Genomic DNA, 25,781 nt, shown 5'->3' on the forward strand with positions numbered 1-25,781 from the left:
CCAGAAGAAGTCTGGGGTGTGTGCCTATATTTATTGCGTTGCAGCATGAAAAAAATTAATGCCATGGTGAGTTTATGTCGTTTGTCTTCATGCGGTAAGCACTAGAGAATCGCGACATTCACCACCACGCATCCATCAATCAAAGGAGACAAACATGCTGTTAAAAAACAAAGTTGCGGTCATTACAGGGGGCGCAGGCTTGAATGGTTTGGGTTTTGCCACGGCCACCATGATGGCGGAACAGGGCGCCAAAGTGGTGATTTTGGATTTGGAAGGAGCCAACCCCCATGCTGCTGCAGAGCGTTTGGGTTCGGGTCACCTGGGTCTGGTGGGCAATGTCACGGACAAAGCCTCTTGTGAAGCGGCTGTGGCCAAAATCAACGCCCAATACGGTCGAATCGACATCTTGGTCAACAACGCAGGCATCACCCAGCCCGCCAAGTTTTTGGAGATCACCGGCAGTGACTACGACCGGATTTTGGATGTCAGTTTGCGCGGCACCTTGTACGCCTCGCAAGCTGTTTTGCCCACCATGGTGGCGCAAAACAGCGGCTCCATTGTGTGCATCTCTTCGGTCTCGGCACAGCGCGGTGGCGGCATTTTGGGCGGTCCGCACTACTCGGCGGCCAAAGCGGGCGTATTGGGCCTGGCCCGTGCCATGGCACGCGAATACGGTGGCAACAACATTCGTGTCAACTGCGTGACCCCCGGCCTGATTGCCACCGACATCAACAAAGGCAAGATTCCTGAAGACAAGCGTCAGGGTATTTTGGACGGTATCCCGTTGGCCCGGATTGGGGAGCCGAACGACGTGGCGGGCTGCGTGGTGTTTTTGGCCAGCGACTTGTCCAAGTACTGCACTGGTGTGACGCTGGATGTTAACGGCGGCATGCTGATTCACTGATTTCAATTTCACCCACTACCAACGGCAGGGCCGTGGTTTATTTCAACTAAGGAGACATCATGAAAAAATTAAATACTTTCCGTCGCAGTCTGTTGGTAGCGTCTTTGCTCGTGGCCACTTCGGCCGCTCAAGCTCAGGCTGTCAAACTCACGCTGGGTCACGGTACCGCAACCGACAATCCGCGCCATTTGGCGTCGCTGAAGTTTGCCGAAGTGGCCAAGGTCAAAAGCAATGGGCGCATTGATGTGACTGTGGCACCTGCATCCCAGTTGGGTGACGACGCTGCGATGGTCACTGCGCTGCGGACTGGCGCATTGGACATGTCGGCCAATTCACAAGGTGCATTGGCAAATGCAGTGCCTGAGTACGCCGCCTTCGGCATGCCCTTCTTGTTTGCAAGCCAGGCCCAGGCTTGGAAAGTGATGGATGGCCCCGCTGGCAAAGAACTGGCGCAAAAATCTGCGGAAAAAGGATTGGTCGTTCTGGGGTATTGGGACAACGGCATTCGCCACATGAGCAACAACAAACGGCCTCTCCTCAAGCCCGAGGACTTGAAGGGCCTGAAAATGCGCACGCCCCCTGATTCGGTCACGGTTGACATCATGCAAAGTGTTGGCGCTGAAGCTCAGCAGATTAAATGGTCGGAGCTTTATGTGGCGCTTCAACAAGGCGTGGTGGACGGTCAGGAAAACCCATTGGTTAACGTGCAAGCGGGCAAGCTCTATGAGGTGCAAAAGTACATCTCCCTGACCGGCCATAAATACGAAATGACCCCGTTCCTCATTGGCAAGCGCTCGTGGGACAGACTGTCTGACGCCGATAAGAAAATCGTGCAGGATGCAGCCGATGAGGCCACAGCACTACAGCGCAAGCTGGCACAAGAGTCAGACGACAAGATGTTTGTAGAACTTAAAGCCAAGGGTGTGCAAATTGACAAAGTCGACCAGGGACCCTTTGAAAAAGCCACGGCCCCCGTGGTGGCCAAATGGGAAGCCGGCCCGATTGGTCCGTTCGTGAAGAAAGTCGTGGCCGCTGCGCGTGCCAAATAACGTTTGCTGAAGCACTTGCGGCGTGTCACACACGCCGCATCTCCGATCGATACAGCCCCACTCTTGCCATGTTCACGCTCTGCCCGGCATCAAACGCCGAGGTGGTCCTTTGAGGAGATCCATTCATGACCCCAGTCATTGTCAAGCGCAACGCGCTTGAGCGCGCTATCGTGGTCATCTGCAGCTCGGTGCTGTGGGTGACGATGGTCTTGATTTTCTTGATTCTGACGGCCAACACCTTGCTGCGGTATGCCAGCGGCACCAGCTTGCAGTGGTCAAACGAGATACCCGAGCTGTTGTTTCCCTGGCTGGTGATGTCCGGCGTGGTGTTGGCGGCCGAAAAAGGCGCACACATTGCAACGGTGTTCCTGGTCGAGGCGGTCAAAGCCTCGACGAAGCGCGGCATCGAGATCATTTCGTGGAGCGCGGTGGCCGTGATGTACGCGGTGCTGGTCCGTGCGACCTGGAACATGCTGGAAATCGTGCACGACGAGCGCACCCCGATTTTGCTGATTCCCACATCGGTGACTTATGGCTGTCTCATGGCTGGCATGTTGATGTTGGCCTTGCTTGCGCTGCTGTCCGCTTACCGAGCTTTGCGGGGTGTGCAAGTGGCGCGTGACGATTCAGAACCCGGGGCGCAAGCCGCTCAAGGATAACCACCATGACCTTTTTGATTTTGTTTGTTTTCTTGGGTGCGGCCACGCTGGCCATGCCCATCGCCCACGCCATCTTGGTGGCGGCCATGGCCGCTGCGGTCAGCAGCGACCGGGTTCCATTTGACCTGCTGGTGCAGCAAATGGTGGCCCAGGTGCAAAGCTTTCCCTTGATCGCCATTCCGTTTTTCATGCTGACGGGCTCGCTCATGATGGGTGGCAGACTCGGCCAGGCCATCGTCGGCACCTTGACGGTTTTGGTCGGTCGCTGGCACGGCGGGCCCGCGCAGGTGAGCGTGCTGTCGTCCACCTTGTTTGGCGGTGTGTCCGGCTCGGCGGTGGCCGATGCCTCGGCCATTGGCTCTTTGGTCATGCCTTGGCATCGCAGGCTGGGCTATCCCATGCCGTTCTCGGCAGCCTCGCTGGCGTCGGCGGCCACGATCGACATCATCATCCCGCCCTCAATTCCCATGATCTTGTATGCGATGAGCGCCAACGAATCGATTGGAGCCTTGTTTTACGCGGGCATATTGCCGGGCCTGCTGCTGTGCGGTGGCTTCATGACGGCTTGTTGGTATGTGGGCAAGCGCGACAACTTGCCGCGCGAAAGCGCACCAGCCGACCGTGCCGAGTTTCGCCGAAACCTGGTGTATTCCATCCCGGCCATCGCCTTGCCTATTTTGATCATCGTGTTCTTGCGCTTCGGCATTGCCACGCCCACCGAGGTGGCGGTGTTGTCGACCCTGTTCGCGGGATTGGTGTCGCTGGTGATTTACCGCGATTTGTCCCTCAAACGCCTGCACCACGCCATCATCGAGGCCGGTTTGGCCACGGGTGTGGTGCTGATGGTCATCATGGCCTCAGCAGCTATTGGCTGGTTGCTGACCTTTGACCAGATGCCGCAGCACATCGTGCAATGGGTGCAGCAAAACGTGAATGAAAAGTGGGTTGTCATCATGCTGATGAACGCCATGATGCTGTTCCTTGGCATGTTCATTGACCTGCCTGCAGCTGTGCTGCTGCTGACCCCTGTGTTTTTGCCCTTGGCGCAAGCGATTGGCATGGACACGGTGCAACTGGGCATCATGATGGTCGTCAATCTGGCCATTGGCCTGTACACCCCGCCCGTGGGCACCACGCTGTTCATTGCCAGTTCGTTGGCCAAAGTCAAAGTGGGCGAAACCGTGCGTGCCATGGTGCCGTTCTATGTGGTGGCCTTTGGCGTCTTGCTGCTGGTTTCATATGTTCCCGCTGTGATTCTGAAATGACTGTATTGATTGACTTGGAGATTTCATGTCCATGACGAACGCCCAGCTGTCCTCTCTTGCCCAGTGCGCCTACCGCATTCGCCGTTTTGCCCTGCGCATGGGTGAAGTGCAAGGTCAGGGCTACATTGGCCAGGCGCTGGGCTATGCCGATGTGCTGGCTGTGGCTTATGGCCATGCGCTGAACTTTCGCGCTGATGACCCCAAGTGGGACGGTCGTGACCGTTTCTTGTTGTCGCATGGTCACTACGCCATCGCGTTTTATGCCGCACTGATTGAAGCCAAAATCATCAGCGAGGAAGAACTCGAAACCTACGGCAGCGACGATAGCCGTCTGCCCATGTCAGGCATGGCCAGCTACACGCCGGGCATGGAAATGTCTGGCGGCTCGCTCGGCCAAGGCTTGCCGATTGCGGTGGGCATGGCGCTGGCTTTGCGCCACAAAAACAACCCGGCCTTTGTCTATAACTCCATGTCGGACGGCGAGTTGGACGAAGGCTCGACCTGGGAGGGCGCAATGGCTGCCGCCCACCACGGCTTGGGCAACCTGATCTGCATCGTGGACATCAACAACCAGCAGGCCGATGGCCCTTCGTCCAAGGTGCTGGGCTTTGAACCCTTGGCCGACAAATGGGCCTCTTTTGGCTGGCATGTGCAGCGTGTGGATGGCAACCATTTACCTGCTGTGCTGCGGGCCTTTGACACGGCACGCCAGTTGACCGAGGCCAAGCCCCGCGTGATCCTTTGCGACACGCTCATGGGCAAGGGCGTGCCCTTTCTCGAAACGCGCGAAAAGAACCACTTCATCCGCGTCGATCCGCCCGAGTGGCAACAAGCGCTGCATGTGCTGGACGCATCCCAAAACTGAGGACACCCAAGATGAACGCCGTCACAGAAAAGAAACCCCGCCTGACCACCTCGGCCATGATCGCCTCGATCGCGTCTGAAGGGCAGCGCGTGCAGGCCGCACCCTTTGGCAAAGCTTTGGTCGAATACGCGGCCAACCGCCCTGACATCGTTGGCATGACTGCCGACTTGGGTAAGTACACCGACATGCACTTGTTTGCGCAGGCTTATCCCGAGCGCTTTTTCCAGATGGGCATGGCCGAGCAGTTGCTCATGGCGGCAGCCGGTGGCATGGCCAAGGAAGGCTTGACGCCCTTTGCCACCACCTATGCGGTGTTTGGCACACGCCGCGCGTATGACTTCATTCACCAAGTGATTGCCGAAGAAAACTTGAACGTGAAGATCTGCTGCGCTTTGCCGGGCCTGACCACAGGCTATGGCCCCAGCCACCAGGCCACCGAAGACCTGGCCATGATGCGTGCCATTCCCGGGCTGACCATCGTGGATCCATGTGATGCACTCGATATTGAGCAGGCCGTGCCTCAAATTGCCGAGCACAAAGGCCCGGTTTACATGCGCCTGCTGCGCGGCAATGTGCCGTTGGTTCTGGACGAGTACAACTACAAATTTGAGCTGGGCAAAGCCAAGATGCTCCGCGAAGGAACGGATGTGCTGGTGATCTCCAGCGGCTTCATGACCATGCGCAGCCTTGAAGTAGCCAAACAGCTTGATGCTGACAAAGTCAATGTGGCTGTGCTGCACTGCCCGACCATCAAACCTTTGGACGAAGCGACGATCCTGGCCGAAGTACGCAAGGCGGGCCGTCTGGTTGTGGTGGCCGAAAACCATTCCATCGTGGGGGGCTTGGGTGAAGCTGTGGCCAGCTTGCTGATGCGTGAAGGGGTGATTCCCGCCAAGTTCCGCATGCTGGCGCTGCCCGATGCCTTCCTGGACGCGGGCGCTTTGCCCACGCTGCACGACCGCTACGGCATCTCGGCTGAAAAAATGAACAGCCGCATCAAGGCTTTGCTGGCTTGAGCTCACGCACAGACAGCGCATTGAGCGCTGTCTGTCGGTGTCCGCTTCGGCGACATCTTGGGGTGCTTGCTCAGGCTACACTGATTTTTTTGTAGCATTTACGGGGCCCACTTGTCGTGCCAATGAACGATCCGTCTCCATTCCTGCGTCGTCTCTACGACGCCGCTGTCACCCGCGCTTTGCCGCTGCACAACACTGCCGCCCATTTGCCCCTGCCGCCAGATCCCGCGAAGGGTCGCACGTTGGTGTTGGGTGCTGGCAAAGCTGGCGGTGCTATGGCACAGGCCGTCGAGGCTTTGTGGCCGCAAGACGCGCCGCTGTCTGGGCTGGTGGTCACGCGTTACGGCCACACGCCACCGCGCCCGGCAGGTTTGCCTGAGCGCATCGAGGTCGTAGAGGCTGCGCATCCGGTGCCCGATGCGGCTGGCCTTCAAGCGGCCGAGCGGATTCTTGAGCTCACCAAAGGCCTGACCGCCGACGATTTGGTGTTGTGTCTGATTTCGGGCGGCGGCTCGTCTTTGTTGACCTTGCCCGCAGACGGCATCAGCCTGCAAGTTAAGCAAGACATCAACCGCCAGCTGCTGGCCAGCGGGGCCAATATTTCAGAGATGAACTGCCTGCGCAAACACCTGTCGCGCATCAAAGGCGGGCGTCTGGCGGCGGCCTGCGCGCCAGCGCGGGTGGTCACACTCACCATCAGCGATGTACCGGGGGACGATCCTTCAATCATCGCCAGTGGCCCCACTGTGCCCGATGCCAGCACCTGCGCAGACGCGCTGGCCATCTTGCAGCGCTATGCGATTGCTGTGCCGCCCGAGGTGTTGCAGTCCCTGCAATCTGACGCATGGGAAACGCCCAAACCCGGCTCGCCTGTGTTTGCAGGCCATGTGGTCAACATGATTGCCACGCCCCAGCAGTCGCTGGAGGCTGCCGCCGAGGCGGCCCGGGCAGAGGGCCTTCATGCCTACATCCTGAGTGACGAAATCGAGGGCGAATCTCGCGAGGTGGGCAAGGTGCACGCCGCTTTGGCGCGTGCAGCGGCCAAAGGTCAGGGGCCGTTCATCAAGCCCTGCGTGATCTTGAGTGGTGGTGAAACCACGGTGACCATCAAACCCCAGCCTGCAGGCAGCCCACGCGGGCGAGGTGGCCGGGCGGGCGAGTTTTGCATGGGCTTGGCCCAAGCCTTGCAGGGTCAGCCTGGTGTGTGGGCATTGGCTGCCGACACCGATGGCATTGACGGTATTGAAGACAACGCCGGGGCGCAATTGAGCCCTGATACTTTGGCCCGCGCGTTGGCACTTGGCCACAAGGTTGACGAACACCTGCAGCGCAATGACGCCTATGGCTTTTTTGAACCCTTGGGTGATCTGGTCATCACCGGCCCCACGCACACCAACGTGAACGATTTCCGGGCGATTTTGGTGGTTTGACGCTGTTGCCGCCATGCACCGAAGGCATGGCCCCCCGGTCAGGTCGGGGGTGACAAGATGCCCCGTCTGTCATGCCCGCGCACGCGGGTATCCATCTGTGGCGAAGGCTTGGGCCATTGATCAAGTGGCGTGACGACTGGGCGATGCTGGTTCCGCAGGGTGCGTTATTGATTTGTGTCAAAGCTGCAGACCTCATGCTCTGGCACATTCGGTCTCATCATGTTGGATACCACTTTGACCCCTTTGTCCGAGCCCTTTGCCACCCAGGCAGCAGGCACCGTCTTGCTGCACCGTGGCGATGCAGCTGATCGCATCGTGCATGTGTTGCAAGGCAAAGTGATTGTGGGTGTGATGACCGATGGCGACATGGCGCACCAGTTGGGTGTGGTCGAAGGGCCATTTTGGTTGGAAGCCGCTTCAGGCTTGCTGGGCTTGCCCCATGCGGTCGATGCTGTGGCTGAAACCGAGGTGCATTTGCAATTCGTGAACGTGCCGGATTTTTTGGCCGAGGTACATGCGATGCCCAAGGCCTCGCAAAACCTGCTCTTGGACATGGCGCGTTCGCAGCGCCAGCAAACTGAAATGGCCGTGAGCCGATTGGCCAAGGACGCTGATGCGCGTTGCGCCGAATGGCTCTTGCGACACGCCGAACCCGATGAACTGGTCGGAGGATTGGCCGTCAAGCTGACCGAGCGCAAACGCACGATCGCAGCCCAGTTGGGCATTGCCCCAGAAACTTTTTCCCGTGTGCTGCGCCACCTGCGCGATCGCCAGCTCATCAGTGGTGCAGGTCGTGTGCTGGGCTTGCCCAACCCGCAAGCGCTGCGCGAGCTGGCCGGGGTTTGACCGTTCTCGCGTGTGGTGGCTGACCCGCTCGGCTTTATGATTCAGCGCACCGCTTTATCAGTAGACACCCCGTCATGGCCACAACCGCCCCTTACCTCAGCGAAATCGAAGCCCCCAGCCGCGCCGATGTGGATGCCTTGCGCGGCCTGACCTTGCTCGAATTTGGCACCGACTGGTGCGGCCACTGCCGCGCCGCACAGCCTGCTGTAGCCCAGGCACTGGCACAGCAGCCACAGTGGCAACACCTCAAAGTAGAAGACGGCCCGGGCCGTGCGCTGGGGCGTTCTTTTCGCGTCAAGCTGTGGCCGACCTTGCTGGTTTTGCGTGAGGGTCGGGAGGTGGCCCGCGTCGTGCGCCCCACGGCTGTGCAGGACGTGCTGACCGCCTTGGTGGTCTGAAGCCTCATGGAATAACACGGTGTTGATGAACCGCAGTGTGGGGGTGGCGCTGGCCGCTGCTGCCTTGTTTGGTGCCAGCACGCCTTTGGCCAAGTTGCTGGTCGGCGAGGTACCGCCCCTTTTGCTGGGGGGCTTGCTCTATCTGGGCAGTGGCCTGGGTTTGGCGCTGATGCGCTTATGGCGTGAACGAGGCTGGCCAGCTTCGGGGCTGCCGCCCCACGAATGGCCATGGCTTGCCGGTGCGATTTTGTTTGGTGGGGTGCTCGGGCCGGTGGCGTTGATGTTCGGTTTGACCCAGACCAGCGGCTCGGTGGCCTCTTTGTTGTTGAACCTTGAGGCTGTTTTGACGGCGGTGCTGGCTTGGCTGGTTTTCAAGGAAAACGCCGATCGGCGGGTGGTGCTGGGTATGCTGGCCATCGTGGCCGGTGGTGTGGTGTTGTCCTGGCCCACGGGCCAGATGGCCGCTTCTGACGGGATGGGCCCTGCGGCCATTGCTTTGGCGTGTTTGTGCTGGGCCATCGACAACAATCTGACGCGCAAAGTGTCGGCATCGGATGCGCTCTTCATTGCCAGCACCAAGGGCCTGATCGCAGGCGGGGTGAACACCGCCATGGCCTTGGCACTCGGTTTGAGCTGGCCCGACTCGCCGACCTTGCTGGGCATCATGGTGGTCGGCTTGCTGGGGTATGGCGTCAGCCTGGTGTTGTTTGTGTTGGCCTTGCGGGGTTTGGGCGCGGCACGCACAGGGGCTTATTTTTCAACTGCGCCGTTCATGGGCGCGGCCGTGTCGGTGGTGTTTTTGGCTGAAACCACTTCGCCCACTTTCTGGTTGGCCAGCGCGTTGATGGGGCTGGGGGTTTGGCTGCACTTGACCGAGCGGCACGCACACGAGCACACCCATGAGCCGTTGGTACATGCACATCGCCATGTGCACGATGCGCACCATCAGCACGCGCATGAGCCGACGTGGGATGGCACCGAACCACACAGTCATCAGCATGCCCACCTTGCCTTGACGCACCAGCATCCGCATTACCCTGACATCCACCATCGGCACGGGCACTGAGTTTTGCTGTGTACCGAACATTGGCATGCAGGGCCGGGTCAAGCCCAAACCTTCACCCCGCCAACAAGGCCCCCGCATCCTCGTACCAGAACATCAGCGCAGCGTCATAGCTTTCCCACACGCAGCCGCTGCAGCCACGCCCGCAGCACGAGGTGGGTTCGGGGGGAGGATCTCTGAAGTCGTGGCCCGCAGCCTGCAGGCGCTCTTGAAATTGCGCAATGCCCCGGCGCACAGCGTCGCGTTGGGAGGCGTAGGGGTCGATGATGGGGTGGTCGTTGCCTTCGGTCATGCCTGATTGTCGGGCAAGATTTAGACGTTTTCAGGGGCTGAAGCTGTTGACCTGCGACGCGATGTTGACGGTTTGGCCTTGCACCACCGTGTGCGCAATCAAGCGGTCATCGCCCAGTACGATCATGGCGAACAGCCATTCGGCCAGTGTCTCGGTTTGCGCGGTGCGCCGGGCCAGCAGGGGTGTGGCCTTGGGGTTGAGCACCACGAAGTCGGCTTCGCAGCCGGGCAAGAGATTGCCCACTTGGCCGCTCAGGTCCATCGCCGCGGCAGCGCCCGCCGTGTGTTGCCACCACAGGTGTTCGGGCGCGAGGCTGATGCCGGGGCGGCCCACGCTTTGCCGGGCCACCGTGTAGGCCGCGTGCATGGTGTGAAACGGGCTGAAGCTGGTGCCGCCGCCCACATCGCTGGCCAGGCCGTAGCGCAGACCGGCTGCGTCGGATGCGGCGTAATCAAAAAAGCCGCTGCCCAAAAACAAGTTGCTGGTGGGGCTGACGGCGGCTGTCGCGCCCACCTCGGCCATGCGGCCGCGGTCGGTGTCGTCCAGATAAATGCAGTGCGCATAGACCGAGCGCTGGCGCAGCAGGTTTGCGCGGTCGTACACATCGAGGTAGCTGCGTGCTTTGGGGAAGAGTTCGTGCACCCAGCGGATTTCGTCCAGGTTTTCGGCCACATGCGACTGGATCCACACATCGGGGAATTGCTGCGCGATCTCGCCCGCACCGTGCAATTGCGCGGGCGTGCTGGTGGGCGCAAAGCGCGGTGTGATGGCGTAGCCCAGGCGGTCCACGCCGTGCCAGCGGCGAATCAGGTCTTCGGTCTGGCGCAGGCTCAAAGCCGTGTCGGTGTCGCGCAGGCCGTCGGGGCTGTGGCGGTCTTGCAGCACCTTGCCGGTGACCATGCGCAGGCGGCGTTTTTGGGCTTCGGCCATGAACACATCGACCGATTCGGGGTGCGCGGTGGCAAAGCACAGGGCGGTGGTGACACCGTGGCGCATCAGTTCGTCCAGAAAAAAGCCGGTCACCGCATGTGCATAGGCCGGGTCTGAAAACTGTTTTTCGTGCGGAAAGGTGTAGTGCTCCAGCCAGGGCAACAGGCCCTCGGCGGGTGAGCCGATCACGTCGGTTTGCGGGTAGTGGATGTGCAGATCGACAAAGCCGGGCGCGATGCACAGGCCAGGCCAGTGGGTGGTGGGCAGATCGGGGTATTGCGCCGCCAGTTCGCGGTAGGGCCCGATGGCCTGGATGCGAACGATGCCGTCGGCCTCGCGGGCGGTGACGAGCAAGCCATCGGTTTCGTGGCGGGCTTGGGGCTGCTTGGCTTGGGTGAACCAAAGCAGGCCAGCACGCCAACCTTGCAGATCGGTCAATGTCTTTTCGGGGTGCATGGGCAGGCGGGTGAACAGTGTGCGGGAGAGCAGTGGCAAATACGGGGCAAATACCGGGAAGAACAGGCATCGCCCGGTGGTACATTGTGCGGCAATCTCTTTGTATGCAAGGCTGGGGCCAACGCTTTAGGCACGCGCTTTGCATGTGACCTGTTTAGTTACTCATTCGCACCCGACATGACCACACCCCTTTTGTCTTTGCAAGGCATCACCAAACGCTATCCAGGCGTGGTGGCCAACCAGGACGTGTCGCTCACCGTGATGCCCGGCCAAGCCCATGCCGTGCTGGGCGAAAACGGCGCGGGCAAGTCCACTTTGATGAAAATCATCTATGGCTCGGTCAAACCCGACGAGGGTCAGGTGGTGTTCAACGGCCAGTCGGTCAATATCCGAAACCCGCAAGAAGCCCGCAAGCTCGGCATCAGCATGGTGTTCCAGCACTTCAGCTTGTTTGACACCTTGACTGTGGCCGAAAACGTCTGGCTGGGCCTGGACAAATCTCTGAGCTTGGCCGAAGTGACCGAGCGCATTGTGGCCAAGGCCAGCGAATATGGCCTGGACTTGGAGCCCGACCGCCCGGTGCACACCTTGAGCGTGGGCGAGATGCAGCGGGTCGAGATCATCCGCGCCTTGTTGACCGAGCCCAAGCTGTTGATCTTGGACGAGCCCACTTCGGTGTTGACGCCTCAGGCGGTCGAGAAATTGTTTGTGGTCTTGCACAAGCTGGTCAGCCAGGGCGTCAGCATTTTGTACATCTCGCACAAGCTGCACGAGATCCGGGCGCTGTGCAGCGCTTGCACCGTGCTGCGCGGCGGCAAGCTCACCGGGGTGTGCGATCCACGCGAAGAAACCAACGCCAGCTTGAGCCGCTTGATGATTGGGGCTGAGCCACCGGCTTTGCAGCATCTGGCGCGTGAACCGGGCCAAGTGGTTTTGTCGGTCAAGGGCCTGAGCCTGAAGCGCCAAGACCCTTTTGGCGTGGACCTGGAGGGCATCGACCTGCAAGTGCGGGCAGGCGAAGTGGTGGGCCTGGCCGGGGTGTCGGGCAATGGCCAAAAAGAACTGATGTGGGCCTTGTCGGGGGAAGACACCCGCGCGGGCGTGGAGTGCGCAGCGGACAGCGTGTGTTTGTTGGGCCAGGCGGTGGCGGGCTTGGGGCCCGTGCCGCGCAGGCAGTTGGGCCTGCACTTTGTGCCCGAAGAGCGCTTAGGCCGAGGGGCGGTGCCATCGCTGAGTCTGTCGCAAAACCTCTTGCTGACGCGCAGCGAAGCCCTGGGTGCGGGCGGCTGGGTGCGCATGGGGGCGCTGGCCGATCAGGCCCGCAGCGTCATCGAGCGTTTCAAGGTCAAGGCGGCCGGGCCAGACGCCCCGGCGCAGTCGCTGTCGGGCGGCAATTTGCAAAAGTTCATTGTCGGGCGCGAGATCAGCGCAGCCCCCAAGTTGTTGATCGTGTCGCAGCCCACCTGGGGCGTGGACGTGGGCGCAGCGGCGCAAATCCGCGCCGAGATTTTGGCGCTGCGCGACGCAGGTTGCGCGGTCTTGGTGGTGAGTGAGGAGCTGGACGAATTGTTTGAGTTGTCAGACCGAATGCATGTGATCGCCAAGGGGCGTTTGTCGCCCTCAGTGGCGCGGACCGAGGCCACTGTTGAGCGCATTGGCGAGTGGATGAGTGGGCTGTGGCCCGAGGCCGCCTCTGCCGCGTCTCAACAACAAGGAGCTCAACATGCTGCGGCTTGAACCCCGTCCTCAGGCTTCGCGCCTGTGGACTTATGCCTCGCCCTTGCTGGCGCTGGTACTCACCGTGTTGCTGGGCGTGGCCTTGTTCATGGCGCTGGGCAAAGACCCCGTGCGCGGTTTGCAGATGTTCTTTTGGGAACCGGTCAAAACCAGCTATGCGCTGGGCGAGTTGATGGTCAAGGCCACGCCGCTGTTGGTGATCGCGCTGGGTTTGGCGGTGTGCTTCAGGTCGAACGTGTGGAACATCGGGGCCGAGGGGCAGTTTGTCATTGGCGCAGTGTGCGCTGGGGGTGTGGCCTTGCTGGCCGACAAAGACAGCAGCCGCTGGATTGTGTTGGCGGTGCTGCTGGCGGGCGTGCTGGGTGGCATGCTGTGGGCGGGCATCACGGCGCTGCTGCGTGACCGCTTTAACGCCAGCGAAATTTTGGTCAGCCTGATGCTGGTCTATGTGGCCGACATGGTGCTGAGTTATCTGGTTTACGGCCCCTGGAAAGACCCTGCGGGTTTCAACTTTCCACAGTCCAAAACCTTTGAGGCCGTGACGCAGATCCCGCGCTTGATGAGCGGCTCACGCGTCAGCGTGGGCTTGCTGTTGGCGCTGGTGGGCGCGGGGCTGCTGTGGGTGTTTTTGTTCCGCACACGGGCGGGCTTTGCCCAGCAAGTGGGCGGCTTGGCACCCGATGCGGCGCGTTACGCGGGCTTTTCTTCGCGCAAGGCGCTTTGGGTCGCGCTCTTGACTTCGGGCGGTGCGGCGGGCTTGGCGGGCGCACTGGAGGTGGCGGGCCCCATCGGACAGCTCACGCCGTATGTGCCTGCGGGCTACGGTTTTGCCGCCATCATCGTGGCCTTTGTCGGGCGTTTGCACCCAGCGGGCATGGTGCTGTCGGCGGTGCTGATGAGCATGTTTTATATCGGCGGTGAGTTGGCACAGTCGCGGCTGGGTTTACCCAAGTCGATCACGGGTGTGTTCCAGGGTTTGCTGTTGTTTTGCCTGTTGGCGTGTGACACCTTGGTGGCCTACCGTTTGCGCTGGGTGGCAACGAAGAAGGGAAGTGTCTGATGGAGTCTTATGCATTGCTGATCGCCGCCACCTTGAACGCGGGCACGGTATTGGCCTTGGCCGCCTTGGGCTTGCTGATCAATGAAAAAGCCGGGGTGGTGAATCTGGGCGCCGAGGGCCTGATGCTGTGCGCCGCCATTGCGGGCTTTGCTTGCGTGGTGCACACGGGCAACGACTGGCTGGGCTTTGCGGCGGGCATGGGCGCGGGCGCGGTGCTGGCGGCCATTTTTGGCGTGCTGGTCATTTGGCTGGGCACCAACCAATACGCCACGGGGCTGGCCCTGAGTTTGTTTGGCGTTGGTTTTTCGGCCTTTGTGGGCATTGGCTACGTGCAAGAAAAACTGCCCGAACGTGCGAACTACGCCATCCCCGGTTTGGCCGACATCCCATTGGTCGGGCCCGCTTTGTTCAAGCAGCATCCCTTGGTCTATGTGGCGATGCTGCTGGTCTTGGTCTTGGTTTGGTTTTTGTACCGAAGCCGCACTGGTTTGGTGCTGCGAGCCGTGGGCGAATCGCCCGCTTCGGCCCATGCCTTGGGCTACCCGGTGCGCCGCATCCGTTTGGCCGCGGTGGTGGTTGGCGGCGCATTGTGCGGTTTGGCCGGGGCCTACATCTCGGTGAGCTACACCCCGCTGTGGGTCGAAGGCATGGTGGCGGGCAAGGGCTGGATCGCGTTGGCACTGACCACCTTTGCCACATGGCGTCCGGCACGGGTTTTGCTCGGGGCTTATTTGTTTGGTGGCGTGACGATGCTGCAGTTCCATTTGCAAGGCATGGGTGTTGAGGTGCCCAGCCAGATGCTCACGGCGCTGCCCTACATCGCCACCATCGTGGTGTTGGCCTTGATCTCGCGCAATCCGGCTTGGATTCGTGTGAACATGCCCGCTTCCTTGGGTAAACCGTTTTATCCCGGTTCATAATTGCTTTTTTTCAACCCCTGTAACCCTGTTCAACAACAAAAGGAACTGACATGACAGACATCTCCAAGCGCTCCATCGTCAAGATGGTGGCCCTGACCGCTGTGGCCGCCGCCGCACTGGTCGGCTGTGGCAAAAAAGAAGAAGCGCCCAAGGCCGAAGCCCCCGCTGCAGCGCCCGCCAAGCCCGAGCCCCTGAAGATTGCGTTTGCTTATGTCGGCCCTGTGGGCGACGGCGGCTGGACCTTTGCGCACGACAACGGCCGCAAAGAAGTCGAAAAAGCTTTCGGCGACAAAGTGGTCACCAGCTTTGTCGAAAAAGTGCCAGAAAGCGCTGACGCCGAGCGCGTCATCCGCGACATGGCGGCCCAAGGCAACAAGCTGATTTTTGGCACCACCTTTGGTTACATGGAGCCCATGCTCAAAGTGGCTGCTGACACCAAAGACGTCAAGTTCGAGCACGCCACCGGCTACAAAACTGCCGAGAACATGCGCACTTACGACAGCCGCACCTACGAAGGCGCGTATATGGCTGGCGTGATCGCCGGCAAGATGACCAAGACCAACACGCTGGGCGTGGTCGCCTCGATCGCCATCCCTGAAGTGGTGCGCAACATCAACAGCTTCACCATGGGTGCCCAGTCGGTCAACCCCAAGGTCAAGACCAAAGTGGTGTGGGTGAACGAGTGGTTCAACCCACCGAAAGAAACAGAAGCCGCCACATCGCTGATCAATGGCGGTGCCGACGTGCTGATGCAAAACACCGACTCGTCGGCAGTGCTGCAAACCGCCGAAAAATTGGGCAAGCGTGCCTTTGGTTGGGATTCCGACATGACCGCCTACGGCCCCAAGGCCCACCTGGGTTCGGCAGTGATCAACTGGGGTCCTTACTACGTCAAGGCCGTGGGTGAGGCGCTGGAAGGCAAGTGGAGCACCGGCCAAAGCTGGTGGGGCGTGAAAGAAGGCGCGATCGACATGGTCAACGTGGCCGCTGACGTGCCAGAAGACACCAAGAAAAAGATCGACGAGATCAAAGCCGGTCTGAAAGACGGCAGCTTCACCATCTGGAAAGGCCCTATCAAGGACCAAGCTGGTAAAGAAGTGCTGGCCAAAGACGCTGTCGCTGACGACAAGTTCCTGGGCGGTGTGATGTTCTACGTCAAGGGCGTGGAAGGCAAGATCCCCGGCAAGTGACGCGTCATTTCCGACTTGTTCGGGAATTCCGCTGATTTGTCATTCCCGGCTCGATCGGGAATCCATGGGGCTTGTCATTCCCGACGTGATCGGGAATTCACGGGACTTGTCATTCCCGACTTGATCGGGAATCCACGGGGCTTGTCATTCCCGACGTGATCGGGAATTCACGGGGCTTGTCATTCCCGACTCGATCGGGAATCCATCTCTCGGTTTTCCTCTGTGACACTTGAGCCGCCTGATGCAAGTCAGGCGGCTTCCTCATTTTTGGGCCAATTTCCGGCTTAACATGGCGCACCACCCACACAGGGAAATCGACATGTTCAAAGTCCACGCCATCGCCCCCCATCGCTTGCCTGAATTGCTGCGGGTCATGCCCAAAGCCGAGCTGCACATCCACATCGAAGGCTCCCTTGAGCCCGAACTGATCTTTAGACTAGCCCAGCGCAACGGCGTGACGTTGCCCTACGCTGATGTCGAGGCGTTGCGCAGCGCTTATGCCTTCACCAACTTGCAAAGTTTTCTGGACCTGTATTACGCCGGGGCCAGTGTGCTGTTGCACGAGCAAGACTTTTACGACATGGCTTGGGCTTACTTTGAAAAAGCGGCGGCCGACCATGTGGTGCGCGCCGAATTGTTCTTTGACCCCCAAACCCACACGGCGCGTGGCGTGAGCATGGCCAAGGTGATCGGGGGCCTGAGCCGCGCTTGCCGCGATGCGCAAACGCAGCTGAACATCAGCGCCGATTTGATCTTGTGTTTTTTGCGCCACTTGTCCGAAGACGACGCCCTGGCCACGCTGCAAGAAGCCCTGCCTTGGCGTGAGCACTTTATTGGCGTGGGTCTCGATTCCAGCGAAGTGGGCCACCCGCCCGAGAAGTTTGCCCGCGTGTTTGCGCGTGCGCACGAGCTGGGCCTGCATGTCGTCGCCCATGCCGGTGAGGAAGGGCCACCCGCCTACATCTGGAGCGCGCTTGATGTTCTGAACGTGGAGCGCATCGACCATGGCGTGCAAGCCATCCACGATGCAGCCTTGATGAAACGACTGGCCGATGAGCAGACCCCACTCACCGTTTGCCCGCTGTCCAACCTCAAGTTGTGCGTGTTCAAGCAGCTGACCGACCACAACCTGGGCCAGATGCTGGAGGCGGGCCTGTGCGTGACGATCAACTCGGACGACCCGGCTTACTTTTGCGGCTACTTGAATGAGAACTACCTGCAAACTTTCGCCGCCTTGCAGCTGAATGCCCAACAAGCCTACAAACTCGCTGCCAACAGCATTGAGGCGAGCTTTGCCCCAGAGGCCGACAAGCACCGCTGGATGCATGAACTCAAGCAATGCTTTGCGGGTTTTGTAGAACAAGACTGAAGCGGGCAGCACCCGCAGATGGCGCCATCCAAACACTTTGACGGTGGTTCACCACGCTGGCCAGGCCATGCTGCATGGCTTGGTACTTGGCGGGGCAGCCGTTTGCCGCTCGGTGTGGTGGGTGGTTTGCGATAAACTCAAACCATGTTGAAACCTTTTGCATTGAACAAACACCAAACTTGGGTCTGTGTGCTTCCTGCACGGGCTGCGGCTTGGGCCCGTTGTTCGAGCGGGCGTTTCAACATGATTACCACCACGACCCACGCGGCCACCTGAGCGCGTTCGGGTGGCCTTCCTGGCTGCCCACTGGTGGATTTCCAAACAAACCAGCCCCGGCAGCTGGTTCTAACTGTTTGGAGATGAGCATGTTTCAAGATTCTTCTTTTTCTGCGTGGCCTGCGGCTCTCAAAGTTTCGGGCCTTGGCGCTTTGCGGGTCGGTTTGGTCGGCACAGGCGTAGTGGGCTCTGGCACTTGTCAATTGCTGGCCCGAAATGCCGATTTGATCGCGCAACGTGTGGGGCGGCCGATTCGGCTGGTCATGGCTGCTGCGCGGGACTTGCACAAAGCCGCGCAGGTGGTCGGGCCTGACGTGGACTTGGTCAGCGATCCCTTGGCCTTGGTGCGGCACCCAGACATTGATGTGGTGGTGGAAGTCATGGGCGGGGTGACGCTGGCCAAAACGCTGGTGCTCGAAGCCATCGCACAAGGTAAGCATGTGGTCACGGCCAATAAAGCGCTGTTGGCTGAACACGGCAGCGAGATTTTTGCAGCGGCACAAACCCAAGGTGTGATCGTGGCTTATGAAGGCGCTGTGGCCGTGAGCATCCCCATCATCAAAGCCCTGCGCGAGGGTTTGGCCGCCAACCGCATCTATGAGGTGGTGGGCATCGTGAACGGCACAACGAATTTCATTTTGACCCACATGCAAGAGACAGGGATGGGCTTTGACGCGGCTTTGCGGCAGGCCACAGCGCTTGGTTTTGCCGAAGCCGACCCGTCTTTTGACATCGAGGGCGTGGATGCAGCCCACAAGACGGCATTGCTCGCGGCCATCGCGTTTGGGGCCGATGTGCCCTTTGCGCAGGTGCACGCCCAGGGCATCACCCGCGTGGAAGCCTGGGACATGGTCTGTGCCCAAGCGCTGGGGTACCGCATCAAATTGTTGGGCGTGGCCAGGCAGCGTTCAGAATCGATCGAGGTGCGGGTGCACCCGGCGCTGGTGCCCGAGAAGCATTTGCTGGCTCAGGTGCAGGGCTCGATGAATGGCATTTGGGTGAACGCGGATGCCGCTGGGCCAACGTTTCATTACGGTGCCGGGGCGGGGTCGCTGACCACGGCCTCGGCGGTGGTAGCCGATTTGATGGACGTGGCTCGACTGGCCTCTGCCGGCTTGTCTGCTCGGGTGCCGTACCGCTCTGTGCAAGCGAGCGCAATCCAATCTTGGCCCCTGTTGCCCATTGGCCAGGTGGCTTCGCGCCATTACCTGCGGTTCGCCTTGCATGAGCGGCCCGAGTTGTTGACTTGTCTGCCAGGCTGGCTCCAGTCAGCGGGTGTGGAGGTTCAGCAATGGGCACATGTGCGGCATCCTGAAAATGTGCGCCAAGATGCGCTGGTCGTGTTGACGCAAAGCCTCACGGGGGACGATTTGGCGAACCGGCTCAAGGCGCTGCCGCAAATGCAAGGCTTTGCAGCACCTGCGGCAGTGTGGCGCGTGGAAGATTTGAACTCAAGCGCCATGTAAAATCACGCCCCGAAGCCCGCTGCCCCGGCGGGCTTCGTTTTGTTCAATCCCCGGGGCCATGTAGAGGACTACCATGTACAAAAACCTCGCTGCCACGCTCGTGGCCGCCTGCTTTTTCTTATCCGCCGTTCAGGCTCAAACGCCTGCCCAAACTTCGGCAAAAACGCCCACCAAATCCACCGAGCCCATCAAAGCTGGTTTTGTCTATGTCTCGCCGATCACCGAGGCGGGCTGGACCAAGCAGCACGACGAGGGCCGAAAGGCTGTCGAGCGTGCTTTGGGTGATCAGGTCAAGACCACGTTTGTGGCCGATGTGCCCGAGGGCGCAGATGCCGAGCGCGTGATCCGTGATTTGGCCCAGCAGGGCAATCAGATCATTTTCACGCCCAGCTTTGGCTACATGGAGCCCACGCTCAAGGTGGCCAAAGAGTTTCCGAATGTGAAGTTCGAGTCGGTCACGGGCTTCAAAACGGCGTCCAACGTGGCGGCCTCAAACGCCCGTTACTACGAAGGCCGCTATTTGGCGGGCATTGCTGCCGGTCGCATGACCCAGTCCAACGTGGCGGGTTATGTGGCAGGTTTCCCGATCCCTGAGGTGCTGCAAGGCATCAATGCGTTCACTTTGGGCATGCGATCGGTCAACCCCAAAGCCACCGTCAAAGTGGTTTGGCTCAATGCTTGGTTTGACCCACCGAAAGAGCGCGAAGCCGCCATGGCCTTGTTCAACCAAGATGTGGATGTGATCGCTTTTCACACCGGATCAACCGCCGTGATGGCCGCAGCGCAAGAGCGCGGCAAGATGGCGGTGGCCTACCACTCCGACATGCGCAAGATCGGCCCCGATGCGCAGATCATTGCCGTGACGCACCAGTGGGGTGATTACTACGCGGCCAGGGTCAAAGCCGCCATGTCAGGCACTTGGGCCTCGGGCAGTGTGTGGGGTGGTGTCAAGGACGGCATGATCCGCGTCGGCGACTTTGGTCCTAAGGTGCCGAAAAAAGTTCAGGATGAAATTGTCGCCAAACAAAAGGCCGTGGGTGCGGGCAAATTGTTCCCCTTTGCCGGTCCGATCATGGACAACGAAGGCAACGTGGTTTTGCCTGCCGGTCAAAGCCTGAGCGATGCCCAGATTTTGGGCATGAACTACCTCGTGCAAGGCGTGGTGGGCAAAATTTCGCGTTAAAGCGGATCGGAGCCGTGTAGCCACTGACCGGCGGGGCCCTTGGATCGCCACTAAAATCATGTCCATCATCAAAGGACGCACCATGAGCATCAAGAGCGACAAATGGATCCGCCGCATGGCCGAGCAGCACGGCATGATCGAGCCGTTCGAGCCCGGTCAGATCCGTCAAAACGCCGCAGGCCAGAAAATCGTGAGCTACGGCACCAGCAGCTACGGCTATGACATCCGCTGCGCGCCCGAGTTCAAAGTTTTCACCAACATTTACAGCACCGTGGTGGACCCTAAAAACTTCGATGAACGCAGCTTTGTGGACATCGAGGGCGATGTTTGCATCATCCCGCCCAACAGTTTTGCATTGGCCCGCACGGTCGAATACTTCCGCATTCCGCGCAATGTGTTGACCATTTGCCTGGGCAAAAGCACTTATGCCCGTTGCGGCATCATCGTCAACGTCACGCCGTTTGAACCCGAGTGGGAGGGTTATGTGACCCTCGAATTCAGCAACACCACACCGCTGCCTGCCAAAATTTATGCGGGCGAGGGCTGTGCCCAAGTGTTGTTCCTCGAGAGCGATGAAGTCTGTGAAACCAGCTACAAAGACCGTGGCGGCAAGTACCAGGGCCAGGTGGGCGTGACCTTGCCTAAAACGTGATTTTGGGCGCGTCAGCCAAAATGCGACAATAGCAGGTTAATGACCGACTCTTTTTCAAATTTATCGCTGGCGCCCACGCTGGCACGAGCCGTAGCCGAAATGGGCTACGAATCCATGACCCCTATCCAGGCCCAAGCCATTCCAGTGGTGTTGACAGGCCAGGACGTGATGGGCGCGGCCCAGACCGGCACAGGCAAAACGGCGGCATTTTCGCTGCCTTTGCTGCAGCGCCTGCTCAAACACGAAAACCCCTCCACATCGCCCGCCCGTCACCCGGTGCGCGCCTTGGTGCTGTTGCCTACGCGCGAGCTGGCCGACCAAGTGGCTCAGCAGATCAAGATGTACGCCAAGTACACCCAGCTGCGCAGCGCTGTGGTGTTTGGCGGCATGGACATGAAGCCCCAGACCCTAGAGCTGAAAAAAGGCGTTGAGGTGCTGGTCGCCACGCCGGGCCGTTTGCTGGACCACATCGAAGCCAAAAACGCAGTGCTTAACCAAGTTGAATATGTGGTGCTCGACGAAGCCGACCGCATGCTGGACATTGGCTTCTTGCCCGATTTGCAACGCATTTTGAGTTTCTTGCCCAAGCAGCGCACCACCTTGCTGTTCTCGGCCACGTTCTCTCCCGAAATCAAGCGCCTGGCTGGCAGCTACTTGCAAAACCCGGTCACCATCGAGGTGGCCCGCCCCAACGAGACTGCATCCACTGTCGAGCAGCGTTTTTACGCCGCGCAAGACGATGACAAGCGCCGCGTGATCCGCAAAGTACTGGACGACCGGGGTATCAAGCAGGCGTTCATTTTTGTCAACAGCAAGCTCGGTTGCGGCCGCCTGGCCCGCTCGCTGGAACGTGAAGGTCTGCGCACTGCGGCTTTGCACGGTGACAAGAGCCAGGACGAGCGCTTGAAAGCACTGGAAGCCTTCAAAAAAGGCGAAGTCGATTTGCTGGTGTGCACCGATGTGGCCGCGCGCGGTCTGGACATCAAGGATGTGCCTGCGGTGTTCAACTTCGATGTGCCTTTCAACGCCGAAGACTATGTGCACCGCATTGGTCGCACGGGCCGCGCTGGTGCGTCGGGCTTGGCGGTGACTTTGGTCAGCCCATCTGACAACCGCTTGGTGGGTGACATTGAAAAGCTGATCAAGAAAAAGCTGGAGGTGGAAACCCTGCAGCTGGACACCCGTCCCGCAGGCCCTGCGCCTGAAAAGTGGGGCGAACGCGCCGAAGACCGTCCCCGTTCGCGTGCCCCCGAAGGCCGTCGTCGGGAGCACGACCCGCGTGATGCGCTGGACGCACCTCAAGAGCGCCGTGGCGGCTTCCGTCCTGCGCCGGTCAACCGCGATCCGTTTTTCCAAAAGCCCTACGAGGCGGCGGCTACCGACACCGCACCGAGTTGGGAGCCCAGTGGCCCTCAAACTGTGCGTTCGTCGATTTCGGCCAACATCAAACCCAAGCGCAAGGTGGCTGCCTTGTTCAAGTCGGGCGAGTAAAAGCATGAACCAAGGCTTGCCCATCGGGCGAGCGCTTGTCTGATTGATCGGGTTTCAGTCCCGGTCTTTCATGGGGCTTCAAACGGGTGTCATTTGAGGCTGTCAAAATCGGCAAATGCGCGACACCAGCTCCACCCCTTCATTTCCCTCGTTTTTCATGCCTCTGACAGGGCCTTCGATGCCTCTGTCGCGGGTCTTTGCGGCATCGGCGGCAGTTTGTCTGGCCGTTCCTGTTGCCTTGGCGCAAACCCCATCGACCACGCCCGCAGTGACCGATCTCGGTCAGGTTGAGATTCGTGGCAATCGCAACAACGACACCGAAGTGCGGCGGGAGTCTACGGCCTCCAAAATCGTGATCGGTCGTGAAGAGATCGAGAAGCAAGGCGATGCCACCTTGGGTGATGTTCTCAAGCGTTTGCCGGGTGTGACGGTGCAAGGCGCACCGGGCCGGGGCGGGGCCATCCGCATGCGTGGCTTGGGTGGCGGCTACACACAGATTTTGCTGGACGGTGAGCGCATGCCGCCGGGTTTTTCGGTGGATTCTTTGACGCCAGAGCAGGTCGAGCGCATCGAGATTTTGCGTGCACCGACCGCCGAAACCGGGGCGCAGGCCATCGCAGGCACGATCAACATCGTGCTGCGTGAAGGGCAAAGGGCCAATCCGGACGATTTGAAGATCACCCGCAGCCAAGAGCATGGACAGGGCTCCAACCAGCTCAATTGGGTGCACAACCTCAAAACCGAGCCCTTGAGCGGGACGTTCACGCTGTCTGCGATGGACAGCCGACGTGCCGATGACAGCGTGACCGAGATTGCGTCGGATTTTCGTGACCCCCAGGTACGCATGGCGCAGTCGGAGAGCCATCGCCAAGGCGTGCACGCCAATGCCCGTTTGCAATGGAAAGGTGAGCAGGGCAAAAGCCTGACCTTGACGCCTTTTTTGATTTATTCCGAATACGCAGCCCAAGGCCGCACCGATGCCCGGCGGTTGACGTCGCCTGCCATCACCGACACCGCCTTGACCGACAACCAAAGCCGCTACGCCGCAGCCCGTTTGAACGGCCAGTGGAGCCAGCGCTTGTCAGCCGATGACCGTCTGGAAGTGCGTTTCGGTTTGGGGCAATCCCACTACGACCAACAGATCACCCAGACGGCTGTGAGCACCACGGCGCTGTTGGCCAATTCCCTTGATGAGCAGCGCTTCACAGACCGCAGCACCAGCCTGAATGGCAAGTGGACCCGTGTGCTCGAGAATGGACACCAGCTGGTCAGTGGCTTGGAGCACGAAGGCGTGCGTCGCGTCGAAGAGGCCAGCGCGGGTGCGGGCGACGACAGCGGCAACCTGAAGGCCAGCACGGCGCGTTGGGCGGCTTACACCCAAGACGAGTTCAAGATCAACCCGAACTGGTCGGCCTATGCGGGCGTTCGCTACGAGAGCATCTTGACCGAGGGGCAAGTGAGCGAAACCCTCAAGCGCAACCAAAGCCAGGTGTGGACACCGCTGTTGCACGCCTTGTGGAAACCCGATCCGGCCCAGCGCGACCAGATCCGCATGAGCCTGACGCGCAGCTACAAGACCCCCACGCTTTACAACTTGGTGGCACCGCTGCGGTACTCGCGCGATTACCCCATCTCTGGCAACAATGTGCCCACCCAGCCCGACCGTTTGGGCAACCCCGATTTGCGCCCCGAGCTGGCCACCGGCATTGACCTCGGTTTCGAGCGTTACCTGGAGGGCGGTGGGGTGCTCAGTGCCAATGTGTTCCGTCGGAATATCAAGGACCTGATCCGATACCAGACCAGCTTGCAGACCATGAATTGGTCGAATCAAACGCGCTGGGTGTCTACGCCTCAAAACGTGGGCGATGCGGTCACCCAAGGCATCGAGCTGGAAGCCAAATTCCGCTTGAACCAAGCTTGGGCAGAGGCTTGGCCTGTGGACATTCGCAGCAACGTCAGCTTTTTCCATTCCAAGGTCAAGGAGGTTCCAGGCCCCGACAACCGGCTGGACCAGCAGCCCAGCATGACCGCGAACCTCGGCGCCGATTACCGCTTGCGCGGCTTGCCGTTGACCGTGGGCGGCAATGTCAACTGGAACCCTGACTACGACACCCGTCGCAGCCAAGAGCAGTTCTCATACCAGGGTGTCAAGCGCGTGGTTGATGTGTATGGTCTGTGGCGTTATTCTGCTGCGACGGCCTTGCGCTTGACGGTCAGCAACTTGCTGCCCCGTCACTACGAGACCGCCACGACGTTCAGCAGCGGCGGTGCGAGCGAGACAGCCCGAACCACCGACCGCAATTGGCGCAATGTGCAGCTTCGAGTGGAAATGAAAATCTAAAAAAGGAGACACCCATGCCCAAAAAAGACGCCGCCTGGCACGACCGCATGTACAACAACCGGGCGCTGGTGCCTGACTTTGCCGACCATTTTGCGCATTGGAAAAACGCCTCTGAGCAGGCACGCCAGACCTTGCCAGCGCAGCTGGATGTGCGTTACAGCGACGGACCCAACGAAACGCTGGACATTTTTCCGGCAGCCCGTGCCGATGCGCCTGTGGTGATCTTCATCCATGGTGGCTATTGGCGCAGTCTGGACAAAGCGGACCATTCTTTTGTGGCGCCTGCGCTGCGCGACATGGGCGCTTGCGTGGTGGTGGTCAATTACGCCCTGTGCCCCGGCACCGAGGCGCAGCCTGTGACCGTGCCCGACATCGCCTTGCAAATGGCACAAGCCAGTGCCTGGGTTTGGCGTCACATTGGCGCGCACGGGGGCGACCGCAACAACATCACCGTGATCGGTCATTCGGCGGGTGGCCACTTGGCCGCCATGTTGCTGGCTTGTGACTGGAAGAAGCTGGGGCGCGATTTGCCTGCCGGCTTGGTGCGCAAGGCTTTGTCGATCTCGGGCCTGTTCGATCTGGCGCCTGTGCGCAAAACACCTTTTGTGCAGGGCGATCTGCGCATCACCCCAGCCCATGTGCGCATGGCCAGCCCGGCCAAATGGCAGAGGCCTCGCCAAGGAGTTTTGTACACCGTGGTCGGGGGTGACGAGAGCGCTGAGTTTTTGCGGCACAACCGCTTGATTCACCAAGCCTGGGGGCCCAAGACCGTGCCCGTCTGCGAAGACCTGCCCGGTTTGAACCATTTCAGTGTGGTCACAGACCTCACCCGCCCTGGCAGTCGCCTGAACGTGCTGGCCAAAACCTTGATCGGGCAGAAATCGGCCTGATCCCAAGCCCACACCCCAAAAAAAGGGCAAGCC

Annotated in this window: 23 protein-coding genes; 21 read left to right on the forward strand and 2 right to left on the reverse strand. The window is 60.1% G+C overall.

Going from position 1 to position 25,781, the window contains the following annotated elements; translation table 11 throughout:
* Nucleotides 1-154: 154 nt before the first annotated feature.
* The 10 genes from ACZ5RG_RS03245 (at nucleotide 155) to ACZ5RG_RS03290 (ending at nucleotide 9,498) form a co-directional block, all read left to right on the forward strand.
* Nucleotides 155-904: an SDR family NAD(P)-dependent oxidoreductase gene (locus ACZ5RG_RS03245; protein ID WP_464447768.1), complete on the forward strand. Its 750-nt coding sequence runs from the start codon at nucleotides 155-157 to the stop codon at nucleotides 902-904.
* Between the two features lie 59 nt (nucleotides 905-963).
* A complete protein-coding gene (locus ACZ5RG_RS03250) occupies nucleotides 964-1,953 on the forward strand; it encodes a TRAP transporter substrate-binding protein (protein WP_464447769.1) in 990 nt (329 codons plus the stop codon).
* Nucleotides 1,954-2,078: 125 nt separating this feature from the next.
* Complete coding sequence (locus tag ACZ5RG_RS03255) at nucleotides 2,079-2,612, forward strand: TRAP transporter small permease (RefSeq protein WP_464447770.1); 534 nt, start codon at nucleotides 2,079-2,081, stop codon at nucleotides 2,610-2,612.
* A 5-nt stretch (nucleotides 2,613-2,617) separates the two neighbouring features.
* Nucleotides 2,618-3,877: a TRAP transporter large permease gene (locus tag ACZ5RG_RS03260; RefSeq protein WP_464447771.1), complete on the forward strand. Its 1,260-nt coding sequence runs from the start codon at nucleotides 2,618-2,620 to the stop codon at nucleotides 3,875-3,877.
* 31 nt (nucleotides 3,878-3,908) lie between these two features.
* Complete coding sequence (locus ACZ5RG_RS03265) at nucleotides 3,909-4,742, forward strand: transketolase (RefSeq protein WP_464448173.1); 834 nt, start codon at nucleotides 3,909-3,911, stop codon at nucleotides 4,740-4,742.
* Between the two features lie 11 nt (nucleotides 4,743-4,753).
* Nucleotides 4,754-5,758 carry a transketolase family protein gene (locus tag ACZ5RG_RS03270; RefSeq protein WP_464447772.1) on the forward strand — a complete coding sequence of 335 codons (1,005 nt, stop codon included), beginning with the start codon at nucleotides 4,754-4,756 and terminating at the stop codon, nucleotides 5,756-5,758.
* A 122-nt stretch (nucleotides 5,759-5,880) separates the two neighbouring features.
* Nucleotides 5,881-7,188, forward strand: a complete 1,308-nt coding sequence (locus ACZ5RG_RS03275) for a glycerate kinase type-2 family protein (protein WP_464447773.1) — start codon at nucleotides 5,881-5,883, stop codon at nucleotides 7,186-7,188.
* 219 nt (nucleotides 7,189-7,407) lie between these two features.
* Nucleotides 7,408-8,034, forward strand: coding sequence for a Crp/Fnr family transcriptional regulator (locus ACZ5RG_RS03280; protein WP_298600620.1), 627 nt, complete (start codon nucleotides 7,408-7,410; stop codon nucleotides 8,032-8,034).
* Nucleotides 8,035-8,108: 74 nt separating this feature from the next.
* On the forward strand, nucleotides 8,109-8,432 hold the full coding sequence (locus tag ACZ5RG_RS03285; protein WP_298600618.1) for a thioredoxin family protein: 324 nt from the start codon (nucleotides 8,109-8,111) through the stop codon (nucleotides 8,430-8,432).
* Between the two features lie 25 nt (nucleotides 8,433-8,457).
* A complete protein-coding gene (locus ACZ5RG_RS03290; RefSeq protein WP_298600646.1) occupies nucleotides 8,458-9,498 on the forward strand; it encodes a DMT family transporter in 1,041 nt (346 codons plus the stop codon).
* Between the two features lie 52 nt (nucleotides 9,499-9,550).
* Here the strand turns inward: ACZ5RG_RS03290 and ACZ5RG_RS03295 are convergent, their stop codons facing one another.
* Together ACZ5RG_RS03295 and guaD are read right to left on the reverse strand one after the other, a co-directional pair.
* Nucleotides 9,551-9,787, reverse strand: a complete 237-nt coding sequence (locus tag ACZ5RG_RS03295; RefSeq protein WP_464447774.1) for an oxidoreductase-like domain-containing protein — start codon at nucleotides 9,785-9,787, stop codon at nucleotides 9,551-9,553.
* A 30-nt stretch (nucleotides 9,788-9,817) separates the two neighbouring features.
* Nucleotides 9,818-11,173, reverse strand: coding sequence for a guanine deaminase (gene guaD, locus ACZ5RG_RS03300; protein WP_464448174.1), 1,356 nt, complete (start codon nucleotides 11,171-11,173; stop codon nucleotides 9,818-9,820).
* 177 nt (nucleotides 11,174-11,350) lie between these two features.
* Here guaD and ACZ5RG_RS03305 point away from each other — a divergent pair, with 177 nt between their 5' ends.
* From ACZ5RG_RS03305 to ACZ5RG_RS03355, 11 genes are all read left to right on the forward strand, one after another.
* Nucleotides 11,351-12,910 carry an ABC transporter ATP-binding protein gene (locus ACZ5RG_RS03305; protein ID WP_464447775.1) on the forward strand — a complete coding sequence of 520 codons (1,560 nt, stop codon included), beginning with the start codon at nucleotides 11,351-11,353 and terminating at the stop codon, nucleotides 12,908-12,910.
* The gene (locus ACZ5RG_RS03310; RefSeq protein ID WP_464447776.1) at nucleotides 12,897-13,970 is read left to right on the forward strand and encodes an ABC transporter permease; all 1,074 of its coding nucleotides are present in this window, start codon (nucleotides 12,897-12,899) and stop codon (nucleotides 13,968-13,970) included. The genes ACZ5RG_RS03305 and ACZ5RG_RS03310 overlap by 14 nt, the downstream gene beginning before the upstream one ends.
* Nucleotides 13,970-14,890, forward strand: a complete 921-nt coding sequence (locus ACZ5RG_RS03315) for an ABC transporter permease (RefSeq protein ID WP_464447777.1) — start codon at nucleotides 13,970-13,972, stop codon at nucleotides 14,888-14,890. Before ACZ5RG_RS03310 ends, ACZ5RG_RS03315 begins: the two co-directional genes overlap by 1 nt.
* 50 nt (nucleotides 14,891-14,940) lie before the next feature.
* On the forward strand, nucleotides 14,941-16,080 hold the full coding sequence (locus ACZ5RG_RS03320) for a BMP family ABC transporter substrate-binding protein (protein WP_312259521.1): 1,140 nt from the start codon (nucleotides 14,941-14,943) through the stop codon (nucleotides 16,078-16,080).
* A gap of 319 nt (nucleotides 16,081-16,399) precedes the next feature.
* A complete protein-coding gene (locus tag ACZ5RG_RS03325) occupies nucleotides 16,400-17,449 on the forward strand; it encodes an adenosine deaminase (protein WP_464447778.1) in 1,050 nt (349 codons plus the stop codon).
* 365 nt (nucleotides 17,450-17,814) lie between these two features.
* Nucleotides 17,815-19,191, forward strand: coding sequence for a homoserine dehydrogenase (locus tag ACZ5RG_RS03330; protein ID WP_464447779.1), 1,377 nt, complete (start codon nucleotides 17,815-17,817; stop codon nucleotides 19,189-19,191).
* Between the two features lie 73 nt (nucleotides 19,192-19,264).
* A complete protein-coding gene (locus ACZ5RG_RS03335; protein ID WP_298597868.1) occupies nucleotides 19,265-20,374 on the forward strand; it encodes a BMP family ABC transporter substrate-binding protein in 1,110 nt (369 codons plus the stop codon).
* An 82-nt stretch (nucleotides 20,375-20,456) separates the two neighbouring features.
* Nucleotides 20,457-21,026 (forward strand): dCTP deaminase, encoded by a 570-nt coding sequence (dcd, locus tag ACZ5RG_RS03340; RefSeq protein WP_019425458.1) that lies wholly within the window; start codon nucleotides 20,457-20,459, stop codon nucleotides 21,024-21,026.
* Nucleotides 21,027-21,065: 39 nt separating this feature from the next.
* Nucleotides 21,066-22,517 (forward strand): DEAD/DEAH box helicase, encoded by a 1,452-nt coding sequence (locus ACZ5RG_RS03345; protein ID WP_312259517.1) that lies wholly within the window; start codon nucleotides 21,066-21,068, stop codon nucleotides 22,515-22,517.
* 178 nt (nucleotides 22,518-22,695) lie between these two features.
* Nucleotides 22,696-24,858 carry a TonB-dependent receptor plug domain-containing protein gene (locus tag ACZ5RG_RS03350; protein ID WP_464447780.1) on the forward strand — a complete coding sequence of 721 codons (2,163 nt, stop codon included), beginning with the start codon at nucleotides 22,696-22,698 and terminating at the stop codon, nucleotides 24,856-24,858.
* A gap of 14 nt (nucleotides 24,859-24,872) precedes the next feature.
* The gene (locus ACZ5RG_RS03355; protein ID WP_464447781.1) at nucleotides 24,873-25,748 is read left to right on the forward strand and encodes an alpha/beta hydrolase; all 876 of its coding nucleotides are present in this window, start codon (nucleotides 24,873-24,875) and stop codon (nucleotides 25,746-25,748) included.
* The last annotated feature ends 33 nt before the right edge of the window (nucleotides 25,749-25,781 follow it).

Source organism: Limnohabitans sp. TEGF005 (assembly GCF_055394835.1).